The following is a 19,677-nucleotide window of genomic DNA, read 5'->3' on the forward strand; positions in this document are numbered from 1 at the left end:
GGGGAGGTTTGCCTCCTCAACGGCGACAACATCCCATTCATCGCGCGCCGTTCAAAGACTTCTTCAACAGCCTGCTAAGTCTGCTTCGACGTCTCAGAACCGGTCCAGCCGATACGGCGAGGTGTCCACCGCGGATGCCTCGCCGTTCATCGTTTCGGCCAGCACGCGCGCGGTCGCGGGGCCGAGCGTGAAGCCCTGATGGCCGTGGCCGAAATTCACCCACAGCCCGCGATGCCGCGGCACCGGCCCGAGCACAGGCAGCATGTCGGTCGTGCAGGGGCGGGTACCGAACCACGGCTCGGGCTCGACGCGGCTGCCGATCTCGATCAGCTCGCGCGCGGCCGCTTCGGCGTAGCCGAGCTGGATCGGCGTCGCCGGTGCGTCGGGACTGGTCAGCTCCGCGCCGGTGGTGATGCGGATGCCCTTGGCCATCGGCGCCATCGCATAGCCGTTCGCGGTGTCGACCAGCGGCAGGTCGAGCGAGCGGCCGCCCTGGTAGTGCATGTGGTAGCCGCGCTTGCGCACCAGCGGGATCCGGTAGCCGAACTTGCGGAGCAATTGCGGTGACCACGGGCCGAGCGTGACCACGACATGGGCGGCATCGATCCGGCCGCCACTGGTGTCGACCGACCAGCCGGACGTCGTCTCCGTCAGCGTCTGCGCATCGCCGCGCAACAGCGTGCCGCCGAGACGTTCGAACAGTCCGGCATAGGCGGAAACAAGTCCGCCGGGGTCCGACACGGTCCAGGGCCCAAGCCAGTGAATGGCGCCGGGCAGGTCGTCGCGCAGCAACGGTTCCGCCTTGGCGAGCTCGCGGCCATCAAGCACGCGAAACGTCACGCCGAAGTCGCGCTGGTTCTCCTCGGCGATTGCAATGGCCTGCTCCAGCGCGGCCGGGTCGCGATGCAGCAGGCGATAGCCGGCGCGGCGGATCAGATTGTCGGCATGGGCGTCGCGGATCAGCGTGTCGTGCTCCGCGGTGGCGTAGGCGATCAGGCGCGCCCACGCGATGGTGGCTTCGCGGTGCCGCTCGGGCGTCGAGTTCCACCAATAGCGCAGCAGCGGGCCGGCATGCTGCGGCAGCGACGCCAGGCGGTAGCGCACGTCGTTGGTGCGCCCCATCGCGATCCGGGCGAGGATGGCGGGATCGCGCGGCATCGGGTAGGGCCGAACCGCTTCGCTCTGAATGATGCCGGCATTGCCGTAGCTGGTTTCGCGGCCCGGTTCCTTGCGGTCGACGAGCGTCACCGACCAGCCGCGGCGCTGCAGATGCAGCGCCGTGCTGACACCCACCATGCCGCCGCCAAGAACGATCGCGCTTTGCATTGGGATCCGTCTCCGTCAGGCTCCGTTGCGCCGGCATCTGACGAACGGATTGCCTGTTCAATAAAAACGCCCGGCGTGAGCCGGGCGTTTTGACTTGCAGGTGGTGCTAGTTGCCGCCGCCGAAGCGGCGCGACCACCAGCCCTTGCGGGCCGGAGCCTCGGCCGCAGCGGCCGGTGCCGGCTCTGGAGCAGCCGCGGCCGGCTCAGGGGCAGCTTCCTCCGCCGGGCTTTGAACCAGCGCCGCTGATGCCTCGGGCTGCGGGCTCGATGCGAAGTTGACCTTTTCGCGCACCGTCGAGCGGCGACGCTGGGCGCGGTCGCCTTCGGCAGTGTCCTCGGCGGCAGACGCCGCGGCGGTTTCGGGCTCGGGTGCCGCGACCGGCTCGACGGGGGCGACCTCGGTCGGCTGCCACTCCGGCGGCTCGGCCACCAGTTCGGGCTGCGTCAGCGAGGGAGCCGGCTCCGCGTCATGACTATCGAAATCGGCGACTGCGTCGGAGGCCTCCGACGTCGCCGCCGGGCTCAACTCATCGGAGATCGATCCGGCGAGACCGTCATCCGGTCCGCCACTGCCGCGCCGGCGGCGGCCGCCACGGCGTCCGCGGCGCCGCGGACGACGATCGCCATTGCCGGCCTGGTCGTCGCGGGCAGCGCCCTGCTGCTCGTCACCTTCGTCCTCATCGCCTTCGGCATCGGCGGCGGCAACCGCCTCGGTGCCTTCGGGCAGGACATGCATGAGATCGCCGTCCTCGCGCAGCTGCTGGGCGCCTTCACGCGCCTCGCTGCCGCCACCGCGGCCGCGGCGCCGGCGGCGCCGCTTGCGGCGCTGGCCGTCGCCTTCTCCATCAGCGGCGCTTGCTTCATCACCGGCCGCCCGCTCGTCGGCGAGACCCTCGGTCTCGTCGGTCTCGATCTCGGCCTCGTATTCGAACAGTTCTTCCTCGTCATCGGCCTCTTCGGCCTGGGCCGGCGCAGCGGCAGCCTGCGCAGCGAGCAGCGCCTTGGCGGCTTCGAGCGTATGCACCTGCTCGCCGCGGTCGATGATGTAGGACTGCTGGCCGTGCACCGTGGCATCCGCGACGATCGACAGCGAAACCCGGAAGGAGTCTTCGAGGTCGCGCAGATGGCCGCGCTTGTGGTTGAGCACGTAGAGCGCGACGTCGGTGCGGGTGCGGACCACCAGGTTGTGGGTCGCGCCCTTCATCAGGATCTCCTCGATGCCGCGCAAGAGCTGCAGCGCCACCGACGAGACCGAGCGGACGTGACCGCTTCCGCCGCATTGCGGGCAGGGCTCCGTCGAGCTTTCGAGCACGCTGGCGCGGATGCGCTGGCGCGACATTTCCAAGAGGCCGAAATGCGAGATGCGGCCGACCTGGATCCGCGCACGGTCCTGGCGCAGGCAGTCGGACAGCTTGCGCTCGACCGCGCGGTTGTTGCGCTTCTCGTCCATGTCGATGAAGTCGATGACGATCAGGCCGGCGAGGTCACGCAGGCGCAATTGGCGCGCGACTTCTTCCGCCGCTTCCAGATTGGTCTTGAGCGCGGTGTCCTCGATATGGTGCTCGCGCGTGGCGCGGCCGGAGTTGACGTCGATCGAGACCAGCGCCTCGGTCTGGTTGATCACGATGTAGCCGCCGGAGCGCAATTGCACGGTCGGCGAGAACATTGCGTCGAGCTGGCTTTCGACGCCCATGCGCGAGAACAGCGGCTGACCGTCGCGATACTGCTTCACCGCGCGCACATTGGCCGGCATCAGCATCTTCATGAAGTCGCGCGCTTCACGGTAGCCGGCTTCGCCGGCCACCTGGATCTCGTCGATCTCCTTGTTGTAGAGGTCGCGGAGCGAGCGCTTGATCAGCGAACCTTCCTCGTAGACCAGCGTCGGCGCCTGCGACTTCAGCGTCAGGTCGCGCACCGTTTCCCACATCCGGATCAGATATTCGAAGTCGCGCTTGATCTCCGGCTTGCTGCGGGAGGCGCCGGCGGTGCGCAGGATGATCCCCATGCCCTCGGGCACGTCGAGATCCTGCACCACTTCCTTCAGCCGCGAACGGTCCTGGGCGGAGGTGATCTTGCGGCTGATGCCGCCGCCGCGCGCGGTGTTGGGCATCAGCACGGCGTAGCGGCCGGCGAGCGACAGATAGGTGGTCAGCGCGGCGCCCTTGTTGCCGCGCTCTTCCTTGACGACCTGCACCAGCATCACCTGCCGGCGCTTGATCACTTCCTGGATCTTGTACTGGCGGCGCGGGCGGAACGGGCGCTCCGGAACCTCCTCGAGCACGTCGTCGCCGCCGACCGACTCGACGACGTCCTCTTCCTCGCCTTCCTCGCCCTCATCCTCTTCGTCATCTTCGCCGGCCTCGTCGCCAGGCCCGGTCTCGGGCGCGACCACCTCGGCGAGCGCGCCATATTCGGCGACCGCGTGTTCATCCGCGGCGGCGTGAAGCTCGTCGGAAGCCACGCGCGGCGCGTCGTCGGCATGCGCGGCGTTTTCCTCGATCTGCTCCTCATGGGCGCGCTCGGGCTCGTGATTGACCTCGATCGTCTCGACGGTCTCAGGCGCGGCCGACGCGGCGGAGGCTTCGACCACCGCAACGACGGGGTCGGAGGGGGCGTCGGCAACCGCCGCCTCGCTCACCTCGGGGGCGTGGTCGTGATCATGGGCATGATCGTGGTCGTGATGGTCGTCGTGACCATGATCGTGGTGGCCATGATCGTCGTGGTCATGATCATGGTGATGCTCATGGTCCTCGTGATGCGCATGATCATGCGCCTCATGCTCGTGGCCTTCGTGGGCGACCACGCCGTGATCGTGGTGCCCGGCATCATGTTCATGATGCTCGGCATCGACGGGATGTTCGTGGGCCTCGATGGTGGGCAGCGCCTGGGTGTCGTTCGCGCCCTCGATCACCTCGCTCTGGACGCGCTCGCCATGGCCGCGGCGACGGGCATTGCGATGGCGCGACCGGCGGCGATGGCCGCGGTTCTCGTGCTCTTCCTCGGCCTCGCGATGGGCGCGCTCGTCGGCCTCGATCAGCGCCTGACGGTCGGCGACCGGGATCTGGTAATAGTCGGGATGGATTTCGCTGAAGGCCAGGAAGCCATGCCGGTTGCCGCCATACTCGATGAAGGCGGCCTGCAGCGACGGCTCTACGCGCGTAACCTTGGCGAGATAAATGTTGCCGCGCAGCTGTTTGCGCTGGGCGGTCTCGAAATCAAACTCTTCGACGCGATTGCCACGGACCACAACGACCCGGGTCTCTTCCGGGTGGGTGGCATCGATCAACATCTTGTTGGGCATTTTGGAGCTCTTGACGGCGGCGGGCGCGGATCATGGCGCGCGCAAACTGCGCCGCCCGGTGACGCGACGGTCCACCTGATTCGGGGGTGAGGGGAAGGCCGAAACGCATCTCGCGGCGCAGCGCCGGACGGGAACTCACCGGGATGATGCGACGGGCGAAGTTTTCACCTCGCGTCAGCGCGATCATTCGGGGGATCCTGGTCGGCAATGCAGTCTGGCGCATTAAGCGTCGGCCCGTCTAAACATGTTGGCGGCGAAAAATACCGCCGTATCTTTTGCTGAAAGCCCCGTCTGGCGCCGAAGCGCCTGCCGGCCATCGCATATCGAGGCCCCAAGGGACCGGATAATCGGTTATGCCGTGTCTCAAACCGTCCCTCTGGCGAGGGAGTGTGCCTGGGACCGGACGCCGCTCGGGCTTGAATCCGCCACTCCGTGTCAGCCGCGCGCGGCGCTGGCTGGGGAGGGACCGGAAAAACACGGCGGGATCTTCGATCAGGAAGGTTCCACCGCTGCACCGGGAGGCTGAACGCGACACAACCGGGAGTACTAACCGTCAGCACCTCGTACATACGTGGATTGACCGCCGCGTGCAAGGGAAGCGTCACGCCGCCGCAACACTCGGTTCTTTTCGCCGGAGCGTCATTAGGGGGCGATTAACCGTGTGGTTCTAATGCGGTAAGAAGCAGCTGGGAGGCTACGAATCGGGTGGCGAACCGCGCAAAACACCTTGTTTTTCTGGGATGCGGGCTATTTTGCGCCGCAACATCGGTGTTTGCCATTGCCGGCGCCCCGAGCGCCGCTGAGGGCCCGCAGAACAGCCCGCCTGCGCCGGCCGCGAGCTCCCCGAATTTCCCGGTCGCATCCGGCGCCAGGCTCGCCGGCGACGCCAAGCAGACCCGATTCATCCTCGACCTCGACCGCAAGATCGAATTTCGCGCCTTCCCGCTGGCTGACCCCTACCGCGTCGTGGTCGATATCCCGCAGGTCGATTTTCAGCTCGCGGCCGGCACCGGCTCGGCGGGGCGGGGCCTGGTGAAGGCGTTCCGCTATGGCCTCGTGATGCCCGGCGGCTCGCGGATCGTGTTCGACCTGACCGGACCGGTGAAGATCGCGAATTCCTACGTGCTCGACGCCGCCAACGGCCAGCCGCCGCGGCTTGTGCTGGACTTCGAGGAGGTCGACCGCACCAGCTTCGTGCAGTCGCTGGCGCCCGCGAGCCGGCCCGAATCGAAACCGGCGATTTCCGAATCCACCACCGCCACCATTCCGGCCGTCACCTCGGCGGCGCTGCCGCCGGTCGCGGTCACCGACGCGCGCCCGCTGATCGTGATCGATCCCGGTCACGGCGGCATCGACAACGGCACGCAATCCGGCGACCAGACCGAGAAGAACCTGGTGCTCGGCTTTGGCCTTGCCCTGCGCGACCGGATCGAGAAGTCGGGCAAGTATCGGGTGGTCATGACGCGGTCCGACGACACCTTCATCCCGCTCAACGATCGGGTGAAGATCGCGCGCTCCCAGTCCGCGGCGCTGTTCGTCTCGATCCACGCCGACGCCCTGCCGCGCCGCGAGGGCGATGCCCAGGGCGCCACGATCTACACGGTGTCGGACAAGGCCTCCGACGCCGAGGCCGAACGGCTGGCGGAGGCGGAAAACAAGGCCGACGCCATCGGCGGGGTGAACCTGACCGACGAACCGACCGAGGTCGCCGACATCCTGATCGACCTCGCGCAGCGTGAAACCAAGACGTTTTCCAATCGCTTCGCCCGTCTTCTGATGGACGAGATGAAGACCACGGTGCGGATGCACAAGCATCCGCTCAAATCGGCCGGCTTCCGGGTGCTGAAGGCGCCCGACGTGCCGTCCGTGCTGGTCGAGATCGGCTACGTCTCCAACAAGGGGGACCTCGAGCACCTGGTCTCGGAGAGCTGGCGGAACAAGGCGGTCGGCTCGATGGTGCAGGCGATCGACACGTTCTTCGCCAAACGGCTGGCAACTGCCGGGTCGGCAAAGTGAAATCGGCTCGCTGAAAAGCCGGGGCCGTTGCGCCGAAGCCCTAGTTTGGCCACAGCCGCGACGGTATAGACAATGGACCGCAGGTCCGCAGAATCGACCATATTGTCCGGCGGCTCTTGTATACTCGCGTGCGCAAGGTGGCTCGCTGGGCCAAAGCTTCGTTGTGTGAGGCTTTCGCACTTTTGGACAGGCGCTTCTGACGACTGAGCGCCGGAGGGTAGGAACGGAACGTCGATAATGCGCCTGCTCGTGCGGTTTATGGGTTTCTTGTTCGCCGCCGGAACCGTCGTGTTCCTGGTCGGTGTCGCCGCGGTCGCTGGCGCCATCTGGCATTTCTCCAAGGATCTGCCCGACTACTCGCAGCTGCAGGACTATGAGCCGCCGGTCATGACCCGCGTGCATGCCGCCGACGGCGCCCTGCTTGGCGAATACTCCAAGGAGCGCCGGCTCTATCTGCCGATCCAGGCGGTGCCGAAACTCGTGATCAACGCCTTCCTCGCCGCCGAAGACAAGAACTTCTACGAGCACGGCGGCATCGACTATCAGGGCATGGCGCGCGCCGCGATCCTTTATGCGCAGAACTACGGCTCGAACCGTCGCCCGCAGGGCGCCTCGACCATCACCCAGCAGGTCGCGAAGAACTTCCTGCTCACCAACGAGGTCTCGTTCAGCCGCAAGATCAAGGAAGCCTTGCTGGCGATGCGCATCGAGCGCGCCTATTCCAAGGACCGCATCCTCGAGCTCTATCTGAACGAAATCTATCTCGGCCTCGGTGCCTACGGCATCGCGGCGGCGTCGCTGGTCTATTTCGACAAGTCGGTCAACGAGCTGACGATCGCGGAGGCGTCCTATCTCGCCGCGCTGCCGAAAGCGCCGGCGGCGCTGCATCCGGTGCGCAACCGCGACCGCGCGATCGAGCGCCGCAATTATGTGATCGATCGTCTGCTGGAGAACGGCTGGATCAAGCAGGCCGACGCCGACAAGGCGCGCAAGGACCCGCTCAACGTCACCAGCCGCTCGAACGGCGCGCATATCTTCGCCGGCGAATATTTCGCCGAGGAGGTCCGCCGCGACATCTTCGAGCGCTACGGCGAAAAGAAGCTCTACGAGGGTGGTCTGTCGGTGCGCACCACGCTCGATCCCAAGATCCAGGTGATGGCGCGCAAGACCATGGTCGCGGGGCTCGTCAATTACGACGAGGCGCAGGGTTGGCGCGGGGCGCTGCACAAGCTCGACATTTCCGGTGACTGGGGCGTCAAGCTTGCCGACGTGAAGTCGCTCTCCGACATCTCGCCGTGGCGGATGGCTGTCGTGCTCGAGACCAGCGATCAGTCGGCGCGGATCGGCTTCCAGCCGGGCCGCGAGCTCGGCGGCGCGGTCAGCAAGGAGCGGCAGACCGGCATCATCACGATGGACGGCGTGCGCTGGGCCAAGACCAAGGGCAAGGCGCCGAGCGCGGTTTCGCAGGTGCTGCAGCCGGGTGACGTGATCTACGCCGATCCGCTGGTGACCAAGGACGGCAACGCGGTCGAAGGCCAGTATCGCCTGCGGCAATTGCCTGAAGTGTCCGGCGCGATGGTGGCGATGGATCCGTGGACCGGCCGCGTGCTCGCGATGGTCGGCGGCTTCTCGTTCGACCAGAGTCAGTTCAACCGCGCGACGCAGGCCTACCGGCAGCCGGGTTCGTCGTTCAAGCCGATCGTGTACTCGTCGGCGCTGGACAACGGCTATACGCCGTCGACCACGGTTATCGACGCGCCGATCGAGATCGATCAGGGGCAGGGCGCCGGCGTGTGGCGTCCGGAAAACTATTCGACCGGCAAATATTACGGCCCGACCACGCTGCGCAACGCGCTGCAGCGCTCGCTCAACACTGTGACGGTGCGGCTCGCGCAGGACATCGGCATGCCGCTGGTCGGCGAATACGCCAAGCGCTTCGGCGTCTATGACGAATTGCCGAACTATCTGTCGTATGCGCTCGGTGCCGGCGAGACGACCGTGATGCGCATGGTCACGGCCTATTCGATGTTCGCCAATGGCGGCCGCCGGGTGAAGCCGACGCTGATCGATCGCATCCAGGATCGCTACGGGCATACCATTTTCAAGCACGACACTCGCGAATGCCGCGGCTGCGACGCGCCCGGGGGCTGGAAGAGCCAGCCGGAGCCGCAGCTCGTCGACCGCCGCGAGCAGGTGCTCGATCCGATGACCGCCTACCAGATCACCGAGATGATGGAAGGTGTGGTCCAGCGCGGCACCGCGACCGTCGTGAAGGAGGTCGGCAAGCCGATCGCCGGCAAGACCGGCACCACCAACGACGAGAAGGACGTCTGGTTCGTCGGCTTCTCGCCGGATCTCGCAGTCGGCGTTTACATGGGCTACGACAAGCCGCGCAATCTCGGCCGCGCCGCCACCGGCGGCCACGTCGCAGCGCCGATCGCCCGCGACTTCCTCAAGCTTGCGCTCGCCGACAAGCCGCCGACACCGTTCAAGGTTCCGGCCGGCATCAAGCTGATCCGCGTCGACGCCAAGTCCGGCATGCGCGCCGGTCCCGGCGACGGCGGCAACACCATCCTCGAAGCCTTCAAGCCGGGCACCGCGCCGCCGGAGAACTATTCGGTCATCGGCGTCGCCGATGCCGATGGGCGCGGCCCTGCGCCTGGCCCGCAGCCGTCGCAGAATGGGGCGCAGCCGGATGGCGGCTTCTTCATGCGTCCGGGAACCGGGGGGCTTTACTAGCGGTCGATCCGGCCAAATCGCCGGGATAGTGCGGCCAAGTCGATTGCGCTTTGCCGCGCCGGTCGCTACATCCCCCGGAACCTTTTTAGCCAACACCTGAAAGACCATGCGCGCGGAAATCGAACGCCTTGTTGAAGAGATTAAGCAGTCAGTCGGGCTGCTGAGGAGGCATCTTTGACGTCGAACAATCGACGGCACGCCTCGCTGAGCTGAACAAGCTCGCAGAAGACCCCAATCTCTGGAACGATCCCCAGAAGGCCCAGCGGCTGATGCAGGAGCGTACCTCACTGGAGGACGCGCTCTCAGGCATCGGCAAGGTCGAGCGCGAGCTCGAGGACAATATCGGCATGATCGAGCTCGGCGAGGCCGAGGACGATGAGGGCGTGGTCGCCGAGGCCGAGAAGGCGCTTAAGGATCTCAAGAAGGAGGTCGCCCGGCGCGAGCTGGAGGCGCTGCTGTCGGGCGAGGCCGACAAGTTCGATTCCTATCTCGAAGTCCATGCCGGCGCCGGCGGCACCGAGAGCCAGGACTGGGCGCAGATGCTGCTGCGCATGTACACGCGCTGGGCGGAGAAGCACGGTTTCAAGATCGAGTTCCTCGAAGAGTCCCAGGGTGAAGAAGCCGGCATCAAGTCCGCCACCATCCAGATCTCCGGCCACAACGCCTATGGCTGGTTGAAGACCGAGGCCGGCGTGCATCGCCTGGTGCGCATCTCGCCGTTCGATTCCAACGCGCGGCGGCACACCTCGTTCTCGTCGGTGCAGATCTTCCCGGTGATCGACGACTCCATCAAGATCGAGATCAAGGAGTCCGATGTTCGCACCGACACCATGCGGTCGGGCGGCGCCGGCGGCCAGCACGTCAACAAGACCGAGTCGGCGGTGCGCCTGACGCACATCCCGACCGGCATCGCGGTGGTCTGCCAGGCCGGCCGCTCGCAGCACAAGAACCGGGCGCAGGCCTGGGACATGCTGCGCGCGCGGCTCTACGAGATCGAGCTGAAGAAGCGCGAGGAGCAGGCTGCCGCCGATCAGGCCGCCAAGACCGACATCGGCTGGGGTCACCAGATCCGCTCCTATGTGTTGCAGCCCTATCAGATGGTGAAGGACCTGCGCACCGGTGTGCAGACCTCCGACACGTCGGGGGTGCTCGATGGCGACCTCGATGAATTCATGGCGGCGACCTTGGCGCAGCGTGCCTTCGGCACCGGGCCCGGCTCCGTTGAAGATGTGGATTAGCCCATGCCGCGCGTCGCTTTCATCGGATTGGGACGCATGGGCCACGGCATGGCCGGCCGTTACCTCGATGCCGGCTTCACGGTCGCCGTGTGGAACCGCAGCAAGGCCAAGGCCGCGGACCTGATCGCTCGCGGCGCGCTGTGGGCGACCTCGCCGGAGGATGCCGCAATCGACGCCGATGCTGTCGTGACCATGGTCGCCGACGACGAAGCCTCGCGCGCGGTCTGGCTGACCAGGGACGGCGCCGCCGCCAACATGAAGGCCGGCACGCTCGCGATCGAATGCTCCACGGTCTCGTACCAGCACACGGTCGAGATGGCGCGCGAACTGCAGAGCCGTGGCTTGGTCTACATCGATTGCCCGGTCACCGGCCTGCCGGAGGCGGCGGCGGCCGGCAAGCTGACGCTGCTGGTGGGCGCTGATCCCGCCGATCTCGATCGGGCGCGGCCGTTCCTAGCGCCGATCGGCAGCACGATCCGCCATTTCGGCGCGGTTGGCACCGGCACTGTGTTCAAGTTGATCAACAACCTGATCGGCGCGGTGCAGATCGCAAGCCTCGCCGAGGGCGTGGCGATCGCCGAGCAGGCGGGCCTCGACATGCAATTGGTGGCCGAGGCGCTGGCGACCGGCGCGGTGGCGAGCCCGCAGGTGATCCGCCACTCCAAGCGGATGATCGACCGCAACTTCTCCGGCGCATCGTTCACCGCGGCGCTGCGCCACAAGGATGCCGACTACGCCGTGCGGCTCGCCGAGACCTTGCTGCCCGGCGTGCCCGTGAGCCGCGCCGCGCTCGCCGCCTACGACAAGGCGAAGGCCCATGCGCCCGACGCCGACGAGGGCCAGATGATCGAGATCGTGTCGCGGCCGAAATAGGCGGGCCGCCATTGTCGGAAATCGGGTGGGAATATTCGCGGCGCTGCCCTAGTCACCAGTCCGACTGCAGGTGAGTGCCCGACATGCCTTCCGCCGACAACTGGATCGATCGCCGCGACTGGGGGCTGCTTGTCCTGCTGTCGGTACTCTGGGGCGGCTCGTTCTTCTTCAACGGCGTGATCCTGCGCGAATTGCCGCCGCTGACCCTGGTGCTGTTGCGCGTCGTGCTCGGCACGATCATCCTGCTGCCGCTGCTGCGGGCCGCCGGAATCGAATTCCCGCGCAGCCTGTCCGGCTGGGCGCCGTTCGTTGCGATGGGGCTGTTCAACAATGTGCTGCCGTTCGCGCTGATCGTGTTCGGGCAGACCTATATTCCGAGCGGGCTGGCCTCGATCCTCAACGCGACGACGCCGCTGTTCGCGGTGGTCGTGATGGCGGCGGCCGGCGAGGAACGGTTGCAAGCGCGCCGCGTGGCGGGCGTTCTGGTCGGGCTGATCGGGGTTGCGATCCTGCATGGCGATGCGCTCGGCTTCGAGAGCCGGCAGGGCATCGGCATCCTGCTGTGCCTCGCGGGCGCCTTCAGCTACGGCATCGCGGCGCTGGTCGGACGGCGGCTGCCGCAGCGCGTGCCGCCCTTGGGCACCGCGACGTTCCAGATGATGGCCTCGGCGGTGCTGATGGCGCCCATCGCCGCCGTCGTCGATCGGCCGTGGCTGTTGCCGATGCCGCATCCCGCGACATGGCTCGCCGTGCTCGGGCTCGCGGCGCTGTCGACGGCGCTGGCCTATATCGTGTTCTTTCAGATCCTGCAGCGCTCCGGAGCGACCAATGTGATGCTGGTGACGCTGCTGATTCCGGTCACCGCGATGCTGCTCGGCTATCTCGTGCTCGGCGAGCCGATCGCACTGCGCGAGGTGATCGGCGCGCTGGTGATCGCGAGCGCGCTGCTCTTGATCGACGGCCGCGTGCTGGTTTGGTTCAGCCGCGCGCCTGCTTCCACGCCGCATACCATCCGCTGAAGCGGCCGCTGTCGCGCTCGCCGCCGTGCCAGGCGGCGTAGGCGGTGCCGTCGTCGGCGACCAACACCACGGCATCGAGCCCCTTGGAGCGGCGCAGCGTGTCCATCGCCTGCGCCGGCGTCTGCGCGATCGGACCTGCGACGTTGAACGAGGTGTTGACCGACATCTCGACGCCGATATGACGGCCGAGCGCCTTCAGATAGGCATAGGTGAGGGGATCGTCGGCCTCGCGCACGATCTGGATGCGGCCGGTGCCGTCGGCATGCACCACCGCCGGAATCTTCGCGCGCGCCTCGGGCTTCGAATGCGCCGTGAGCACCATGTAGTTATAGGCGTTGTAGTCAGCGTCGGAGGCGCCGTCTTCCAGCTCGAAATAATCGCGCGCAGCTTGCAGCGTCGCCATCGGCGCCAGCGGCCGGATCGCCTCGCGATACTTGACCCGCTCGTTGAGCCGCTCGCGCACCTCGGGATCGCAGGGATTGGCGAGGATCGAGCGATGGCCGAGCGCGCGCGGGCCGGTTTCGGCGGCGCCCTGATAGATCGCGATCACGCCGCCTTGCGCGACCATGGATGCCATCAGGTCGGCAACCGCATCGCGCCCTTCTGACGTCGCCACATTGCCGATCTCGGTCGAGGCGATGTCGTCGGCATGCAGCGCCGCGGTGATGCCGGCGTTCGAGGGCGGCAGGCCGCAATAGAATGCGTGCGAGAGCGGCGCGCCGCGCGGCGCGCCCGCCATATGCGCGAACAGCCAGGCGGCGCCGATCGGCACGCCGGGATCGCCGGGCACCGGCGGCACCCACATATGCAGTCGCGTCTTGCGCTGCTGCGCCCGCTCGAACCACGCCTCGTCGAAATGCTCGAGCAGCCGCATGTTGCCGAGCGCGTTCAGCGCGACGCCCCCGGTCAGCACCAGGCGGTCGGTGCCGGTGGTGCGCAGGAGATGGTCGATGACATGGATCATCGCGTCCTCGAACACCAGTTGCGTCGCGGCTGCCTTATCAACGCGGTCCTTGGTGTCGGGGCGGTGATTGATGTCCTCGACGCGCAGCACGGCGTCGGGATTCCAGAGCTGGTCCGGGCGCAGCGGCGGGCCGAGAATGTCGATCAGCGGCTGACGATAGGGATTGTCGGCGGGATCGGCGTACCAATTGGCCATCGCGCGATTGAGCTGCACGCTGCCGTTGGGCCCGAGCTGCAGCACCGCCTTCAAGCGCTGATAATACGGATTGGTGGCGCGATTCATGTCGCCCCAGGCGGCGGCGCCCATGTAGCGTCCCTCGCTGGACAGCCAAGTCCAGCCGCCCTGGCTGGATGAGATCACGGTGTAGAAAGCACCGAGCGAGTCGAACAGGCTCTCGTTGCAATAGAGCTGCTTCATCTCGCCGTTCTCGGCGACATAGAGCGAGATCGAGCCGACGTCGCCGGTACCGTCGAGCACCGCGATCGCGACACGCTCGCGCGCATCGGCGAATGGCGAGGCCGTGAACGAGTACCAAGCGTGATTGTCGTGATGCGGCATGCAGATCAGCGGCAATTGCTTGTCGAGCCCGTACATCCTGCCGAGCCGGTGCGACAGCCGCCGCACCTGATCCAGCTGGCGCAGATTGATCGCCGGTGCGATCGGGGCGCGCAGCAGTTTGAGGCTGGCCGGCGCTTCCTCGAGCGAGGTGCGGATCAGCATCGCCAGCAGCGCCGGATAGTCCCATGTCGTGACGAAGGCGGCGATATCGCCGATGTCGCGGCCCATCCGCTGCAACACCTTGCGCATGTCGTCGAGCGCGTGTTGCGGGAACTCGTTGGTGTGCTTGTTACCGGAGAAGCGCTCTTCCTCGTTGTTGACGATCAGGCGCGGTCCGTCCTTCTGGGTGATCTCGACCAGCGCGACGCCGGTATTGTGCGTGCCGGGGCAGGCGAGGCCTGCGATATAGACGGTCTCGCCGCGCTGCAGCTTTTCGCGGATCGAGGCGATCGTGCGCTGCGCGAACGCGCCATTGGCCTTGTGCAGGCCACGCTTCGCCAGCGCAGACTCGCTGAGGCGGCGCGTGATCTCATAGCCCGCGGCCGCAAGATGCGGATGCCGCGGACCGGTACGGATGTCCGGTTTACGCAATCAGAACGCCTCGACTCGTGATCCCCAGATCGACCTTCAATCATAAATAGCGCCAGGCAACAATGCCGTTTCGCCCAACGGAAAAACCCAGCGCTTGCCAGCACATGCGTCTCTTGCGAGACTTGCCGCCAAAACCAACGACAAAAATCGGGAGAAAACGATGCCGGCTCGTTTCGGATATATTGGCGCAATCGCGGCGTTCGCAAGTGCGGCACTGATCGCGACCTCGGCCACCGCGCAGAAGAAATACGATCCCGGCGCGAGTGATGGCGAAATCAAGATCGGCAACATCATGCCATACAGCGGCCCGGCGTCGTCCTATGGGGTGATCGGCAAGACCGAGGCCGCGTTCTTCAAGATGACCAACGAGCAGGGTGGCATCAACGGCCGCAAGATCAACTTTATCAGCTACGACGACGCCTATTCGCCTCCGAAGGCGATCGAGCAGGCGCGCAAGCTGGTCGAGAGCGACGAGGTGCTGCTGATCTTCCAGCCGCTCGGCACGCCGTCCAATTCGGCAATCATGAAATACATGAATGCCAAGAAGGTGCCGCAATTGTTCGTCGCCTCCGGCGGCACCAAGTTCGGTGATCCCAAGAACTTTCCCTGGACGATGGGCTTCCAGCCCAACTACCAGAGCGAGGGCCGCATCTACGCAAAGTACATTCGCGACAAATTCCCCGACAGCAAGATCGCGGTGTTCTGGCAGAATGACGATGCCGGCAAGGATCAGTTCAAGGGCCTGAAGGACGGGCTCGGCGACAAGGTCGGCATGATCATCGCCGACAAGTCCTACGAGGTCTCCGATCCCTCGATCGATTCGCAGATCGTCGCGCTGCACGATTCCGGCGCCGACATCTTCTTCTCCTGGGCGGCGCCGAAGGGCTCGGCGCAGGCGATCCGGAAAGTGGGCGAGCTCGGCTGGAAGCCGAAATTCTTCCTCGCCAACACCGCGACCTCGGTCGCCTCGGTGCTGAAACCGGCCGGCCTCGAGTTCTCCAAGGGCATCATCTCGACCGCCTACCTGAAGGACCCGACCGATCCGACCTGGGACAAGGATCCGGCGGTGCAAAGCTGGCGCGCCTTCATGGACAAGTATTATCCCGACGGCGACAAGGCCAATGCCAACAACCTCTATGGCTATGTCCAGGCCGAGGCGATGATGCAGGTGCTGAAGCAATGCGGCGACAATCTCACGCGCGAGAACGTGATGAAGCAGGCCGCCAACCTGAAGAACTTCCACTCCGACCTGATGCTGCCGGGCGTCATGGTCAACACCTCTCCCGACGACTACTTCCCGATCGAGCAGATGCAGCTGATGCGCTTCAACGGCGATGCGTGGGAGCTGTTCGGTGACGTCATCACCGGCGAGGTCGGGCACGAAGCGTCGCGGTAGGCGATCGGTTCTTAGAAAGGCGTTGCTAGCGCCGCAAACACGACTGTCGTCCCGGCGAAAGCCGGACCCATACGCCGCAGCGGATGTTGTTGAAGGGACCCGTCGTTCCAGCATCGCGCAACAATCAGCATTTATGGTTATGGTTCCCTGCTTTTGCGGGGACGACACCGAATGTGCTGCGCGGCGTGAGTCACAAATCTACGCCAAAATCTTCTCCGGCCGGCGGGCGCGGAGCGCCATGCCGCCGGCGACGCCGACGCCGATCACGTACATCCAGCCCTCGTGAAAATCGGACAGATGCGAATTGAGCAGAGAGCTTGTGATGTTCTGCACGACCACGGCGAGTCCGATCCAGCTCGCGAGATCGCGCCCGGCGAACAGCCTGACGTGGGTGATCCACATCGCGTAGAGCAGCAGGATGCCGATCAGCCCCCACTGGACCCCCGCATTAAGGGTCTGGTTGTGCGGGTTGTTGATCACCTCGGCCTCAAGACCGGCTTGTCCGACGGCACCCTGCGTGAACATTTGCCTGATCGAGCCGGTGCCGTGGCCGAGCCAAGGCGCCTCGGCGATGAACTTCACCGACTTCCGCCAATAGGTCAGGCGCTGCGCGGTCGAGGCGAGGCCCGAGGTGTCGTGGGCGCGATACTCGATGCCGACGTCAGCGATGCGTTGGCGGAGGTAGGGGGACGTGGTCCAGACCACAAGGCTGGTGACCGCGACGCCGGCGAACAGCAGCCGCGTGGCGCGCCGCGACAGATGCAGCGAGGCGAACAGGATCAACAGCACCGGCATGTAGACCAGCGCGGTCCGCGCCGAGACGACGTAGAGCATGTTGGCGACGAACAGCAGCATCAGCGCGATGGCGCCGGCCGCGAAGCGCCATTGCCGGGCCCGCAGCGCCGTCAATGCCGGCAGCGCCAGCGCGAACGCGCAGAGCGCGAACTCCTGGCTCTGGTCGAGGTAGTTCTTGACCGGCACGCCGTCGGAGGCGGTGTGCGCGAGCTTGAGCTGCGGCACCGACAGCGCGATCCAGGACAGGATCATCAGCAGCGTGCACGATACCAGGAAGGCTACGAATACCCAAAGCCCGCGCTGTGAGGGCTGGAAATAGCCGAGCAGGAACGGCAGCAGCAGCAGCTTGCTGAGCGGCTTGATGCCTTGCAGCCGCTCGGCCCAGCTCGTCTCCGACCACGCCACACCGATCACGGCGAGTGCGACCAGCGCGATCGGCAACGCAAAGGAAGGCCGCGCGAGGTCGAGCACGAACTGCTCCCAGTCGATGGTCGGGATCACGGCGACAAGCCAGAGCAGCATGAAGACGGCGAATGCCGTGGTCGACCAGGGTAGCGACGCCGTGGCCAGGGCGATCAGGGTATCGGTGGCGCGGACATAGGCGACTGAGGCGGACCAGGTGCGGACGCGATCGCGCCATCGTGCTGGCGGTTCGATTGCGAGACCAATGGCGTCGGAATCGGTGCTCATGACCGGTTACACGCCGTGCGCGGTTGCACCGTCGAAGGTCGCCATCGCGGCGGTGAGCGCCGCAGCAGCGGCCGCGACGTCCGGGGCAGCACGATGCGACAGCAGGTCGCGCGCCTGGGTGTGGTGGCCGAAGCGCTCGGCCAGCTCGGCCCGCCGCGCGCGGATCCGGTCGCGCCATTGCTCCTGCTGCGCCAGCACGCGTCGCACCGAGGCGCAGATCGAGTCGGTCGAGAACGGATCGAAATAGTCGGCAAGCTCGCCCGCGACCTCGCGGAACACGGCAATATCGGAGCACAGCACAGGAGTGTTGGCCGCGAATGCCTCGATGATCGGGACGCCAAAGCCTTCGGCGAGGCTCGGCATGATCAGGCCATGCGCGTCCGCGATCAGTGCCGCCTTCTCGTGCTCGTCGACATAGCCGGAGAAGCGGACGTTCTTCGGCAGGTTGCGCGCCTGGTTGGCGCCACCGGCATAGCCGATCACGACGAGATCGGCCTCCGGCAACTTGCGGAAGGCGCGGATGACGGCGGCGAGGTTCTTGCGGGGCTCGTTTGAAACGATGACGACGAAGCTCGGCCGTGCCGGGACGGCGGTTGGCGCCGCCGCAAGCGGCGCTTCCGCGACGTCGAAACGGGTCCGCGGATAGACCACTCACGCCGGAATGTGCGCATATTGCGGGAGCAGGGCGCGGAAGCGGTTCATGCTGTAGTTCGAGACGAAGGCGAGCTCGTCAGCCTGATTCACGCTGGTGTAAAGACGCGACAGGAACAGGCGTGTCGCGATGTCGTCCAGCTTGAGATCGGTGATCGGCAACAGGTCGTGCACGACGCAAATCACCTTTGCGCCCGGGCGGCGCTGGATCGCAACCCGGGTCGGAGTGTCGACGAGAATGACGTCGTAGTCGCGCGCATCGACCCGCGGCGGCGGCAACCGGGTCAGGGCCGAGGTGTCCTGATAGCTGTAGAAGCCGGGCTCGAGCAGGAAATCGCCGAACAATTCGAGATGGCGCAAGTCGGTCGGAATGTATTCGAGGCCCTCGGTCCGGTTCTCGATCAGCTTAACGCTGGTCGGCAGCAGATGAATCGAGCGCAGGAAGGCGATGATGAATTCGAGCGAGGTCGCCGCGTTGAGCTTGTGCTTGAACCAGTCGACGGTGCGGCGCAGGCCGCCGCGCATGATCGGCGAGTTCATGTCTGTTTCATCGAGGTAACGATAGAGCGCGAGCAGCTCGATCAGCCGGGAGTCCTCGGACAACAGGCGCGTCCGCTGCTGCCCGCGGCGCAGCTTCCGGTACCGGCGCGTGGTCTCCACGACGAGGGTCAGGGCATGTCCGTCGCCGGCCAGCGAGCGGATCAATTCACGGGTGAAATGGAAGACGCCGCGCTTGTGGTTGGGCTCGCCAAGCGCCTCCCTGACGACCAGGATCTTTGTCATGCGCTGATTTCTCTGAGCTCGAGGTGATGCGGGCGGGCGCATCCAGCGCGACGGTGCTGGCGATGCGGCCGTGATCGAGATTGATGATGCTGTTGCAGGTCCGGCGCAGCAGGGCGTGGTCGTGCGAGGCGATGATCACGATCGCCGCGGTCTCGACCATCTTGCGCAGCCGCTGCTCGGCCTTGGCCGAGAAATTCTCGTCGACCACGCTGAGCCACTCGTCGAGCAGCAGGATATCGGCGGGAAACGCGGTCGCGGTCGCGAACAGCACGCGCATCAGCATGCCCGACGAGAACATGCGCAGCGGCAGCCGCCGCGTGCGCTGCTCCAGTTCGGTGAACGCCCAGATCTCGTCCAGGATCGCCGGCGTCGGCTTGCGTCCCGAGATCCGCAGCAGCAGGCTGATATTGTCGGCGGCGACGAAATCGAGATTGACGCCGGCACCGAGGCCGAGCAGCGGCACGATATTGCCTGATATCTCGACGCGGCCGCTGGTCGCCGGAAACACGCCGGCGATCAGCCGCAGCAGGGTGGACTTGCCGGAGCCGTTCGGGCCGGCGAGGCCGATGCGTGCGCCGGCCTTCGCCTCGATCGAGATGCTGTCGACCGCGCGGATGGTCCGCATCTCGCTGGTCTGGCGGAACAGGCGGCCGAGCAGGCGGCGCTTCAGCGAGAAGTCGTAGGCGCCGTACAGCAGATAATCCAGGCGGACGTCGCGGAGGTGGATGCTTGCCATG

Annotated in this window: 12 protein-coding genes and 1 pseudogene; 7 read left to right on the forward strand and 6 right to left on the reverse strand. The window is 66.1% G+C overall.

What is annotated here, in order from left to right:
* Positions 1 to 93 precede the first annotated feature (93 nt).
* Complete coding sequence (locus Q2M23_RS23405; RefSeq protein WP_310884710.1) at positions 94 to 1,326, reverse strand: NAD(P)/FAD-dependent oxidoreductase; 1,233 nt, start codon at positions 1,324 to 1,326, stop codon at positions 94 to 96.
* Between the two features lie 106 nt (positions 1,327 to 1,432).
* The gene (locus Q2M23_RS23410) at positions 1,433 to 3,964 is read right to left on the reverse strand and encodes an Rne/Rng family ribonuclease (protein WP_410469758.1); all 2,532 of its coding nucleotides are present in this window, start codon (positions 3,962 to 3,964) and stop codon (positions 1,433 to 1,435) included.
* Between the two features lie 21 nt (positions 3,965 to 3,985).
* Between Q2M23_RS23410 and Q2M23_RS23415 the strand changes: the two genes are divergently transcribed.
* From Q2M23_RS23415 to Q2M23_RS23440, 6 genes are all read left to right on the forward strand, one after another.
* Complete coding sequence (locus Q2M23_RS23415; RefSeq protein ID WP_199805339.1) at positions 3,986 to 4,717, forward strand: hypothetical protein; 732 nt, start codon at positions 3,986 to 3,988, stop codon at positions 4,715 to 4,717.
* Positions 4,718 to 5,332: 615 nt separating this feature from the next.
* The gene (locus tag Q2M23_RS23420; protein WP_057020002.1) at positions 5,333 to 6,643 is read left to right on the forward strand and encodes an N-acetylmuramoyl-L-alanine amidase; all 1,311 of its coding nucleotides are present in this window, start codon (positions 5,333 to 5,335) and stop codon (positions 6,641 to 6,643) included.
* Positions 6,644 to 6,880: 237 nt separating this feature from the next.
* Positions 6,881 to 9,382: a penicillin-binding protein 1A gene (locus tag Q2M23_RS23425; RefSeq protein WP_137483477.1), complete on the forward strand. Its 2,502-nt coding sequence runs from the start codon at positions 6,881 to 6,883 to the stop codon at positions 9,380 to 9,382.
* 106 nt (positions 9,383 to 9,488) lie between these two features.
* A protein-coding gene (gene prfB / locus Q2M23_RS23430) for a peptide chain release factor 2 (protein ID WP_156436500.1) occupies positions 9,489 to 10,620 on the forward strand; the annotation gives its coding sequence in 2 pieces (ribosomal slippage) (positions 9,489 to 9,557 and positions 9,559 to 10,620; 1,131 coding nt in all).
* A 3-nt stretch (positions 10,621 to 10,623) separates the two neighbouring features.
* Positions 10,624 to 11,493 (forward strand): NAD(P)-dependent oxidoreductase, encoded by an 870-nt coding sequence (locus Q2M23_RS23435; protein WP_057020005.1) that lies wholly within the window; start codon positions 10,624 to 10,626, stop codon positions 11,491 to 11,493.
* Positions 11,494 to 11,576: 83 nt separating this feature from the next.
* A complete protein-coding gene (locus Q2M23_RS23440; protein ID WP_076832278.1) occupies positions 11,577 to 12,512 on the forward strand; it encodes a DMT family transporter in 936 nt (311 codons plus the stop codon).
* On the opposite strand, the gene Q2M23_RS23445 is transcribed toward Q2M23_RS23440, so the two are convergent.
* Complete coding sequence (locus Q2M23_RS23445) at positions 12,472 to 14,625, reverse strand: carbamoyltransferase C-terminal domain-containing protein (RefSeq protein ID WP_253623913.1); 2,154 nt, start codon at positions 14,623 to 14,625, stop codon at positions 12,472 to 12,474. The genes Q2M23_RS23440 and Q2M23_RS23445 overlap by 41 nt on opposite strands.
* Positions 14,626 to 14,785: 160 nt before the next feature.
* On the opposite strand from Q2M23_RS23445, the gene Q2M23_RS23450 reads away from it, so the two are divergent.
* Complete coding sequence (locus Q2M23_RS23450; RefSeq protein ID WP_057020008.1) at positions 14,786 to 16,021, forward strand: ABC transporter substrate-binding protein; 1,236 nt, start codon at positions 14,786 to 14,788, stop codon at positions 16,019 to 16,021.
* A 198-nt stretch (positions 16,022 to 16,219) separates the two neighbouring features.
* Here Q2M23_RS23450 and Q2M23_RS23455 read toward each other — a convergent pair whose 3' ends face one another.
* The 3 genes and pseudogenes from Q2M23_RS23455 to Q2M23_RS23470 form a co-directional block, all read right to left on the reverse strand.
* On the reverse strand, positions 16,220 to 17,506 hold the full coding sequence (locus Q2M23_RS23455) for an O-antigen ligase family protein (RefSeq protein WP_316397193.1): 1,287 nt from the start codon (positions 17,504 to 17,506) through the stop codon (positions 16,220 to 16,222).
* A 6-nt stretch (positions 17,507 to 17,512) separates the two neighbouring features.
* Positions 17,513 to 18,940: pseudogene (locus Q2M23_RS44070) on the reverse strand (glycosyltransferase family 4 protein).
* A complete protein-coding gene (locus Q2M23_RS23470) occupies positions 18,864 to 19,676 on the reverse strand; it encodes an ABC transporter ATP-binding protein (protein ID WP_316397196.1) in 813 nt (270 codons plus the stop codon). The pseudogene Q2M23_RS44070 and the gene Q2M23_RS23470 overlap by 77 nt, the downstream one beginning before the upstream one ends.
* Between the last annotated feature and the right edge of the window lies 1 nt (position 19,677).

The sequence above is a fragment of the Bradyrhizobium sp. 33ap4 genome (assembly GCF_032654765.1).
Lineage (GTDB): Bacteria > Pseudomonadota > Alphaproteobacteria > Rhizobiales > Xanthobacteraceae > Bradyrhizobium > Bradyrhizobium australafricanum.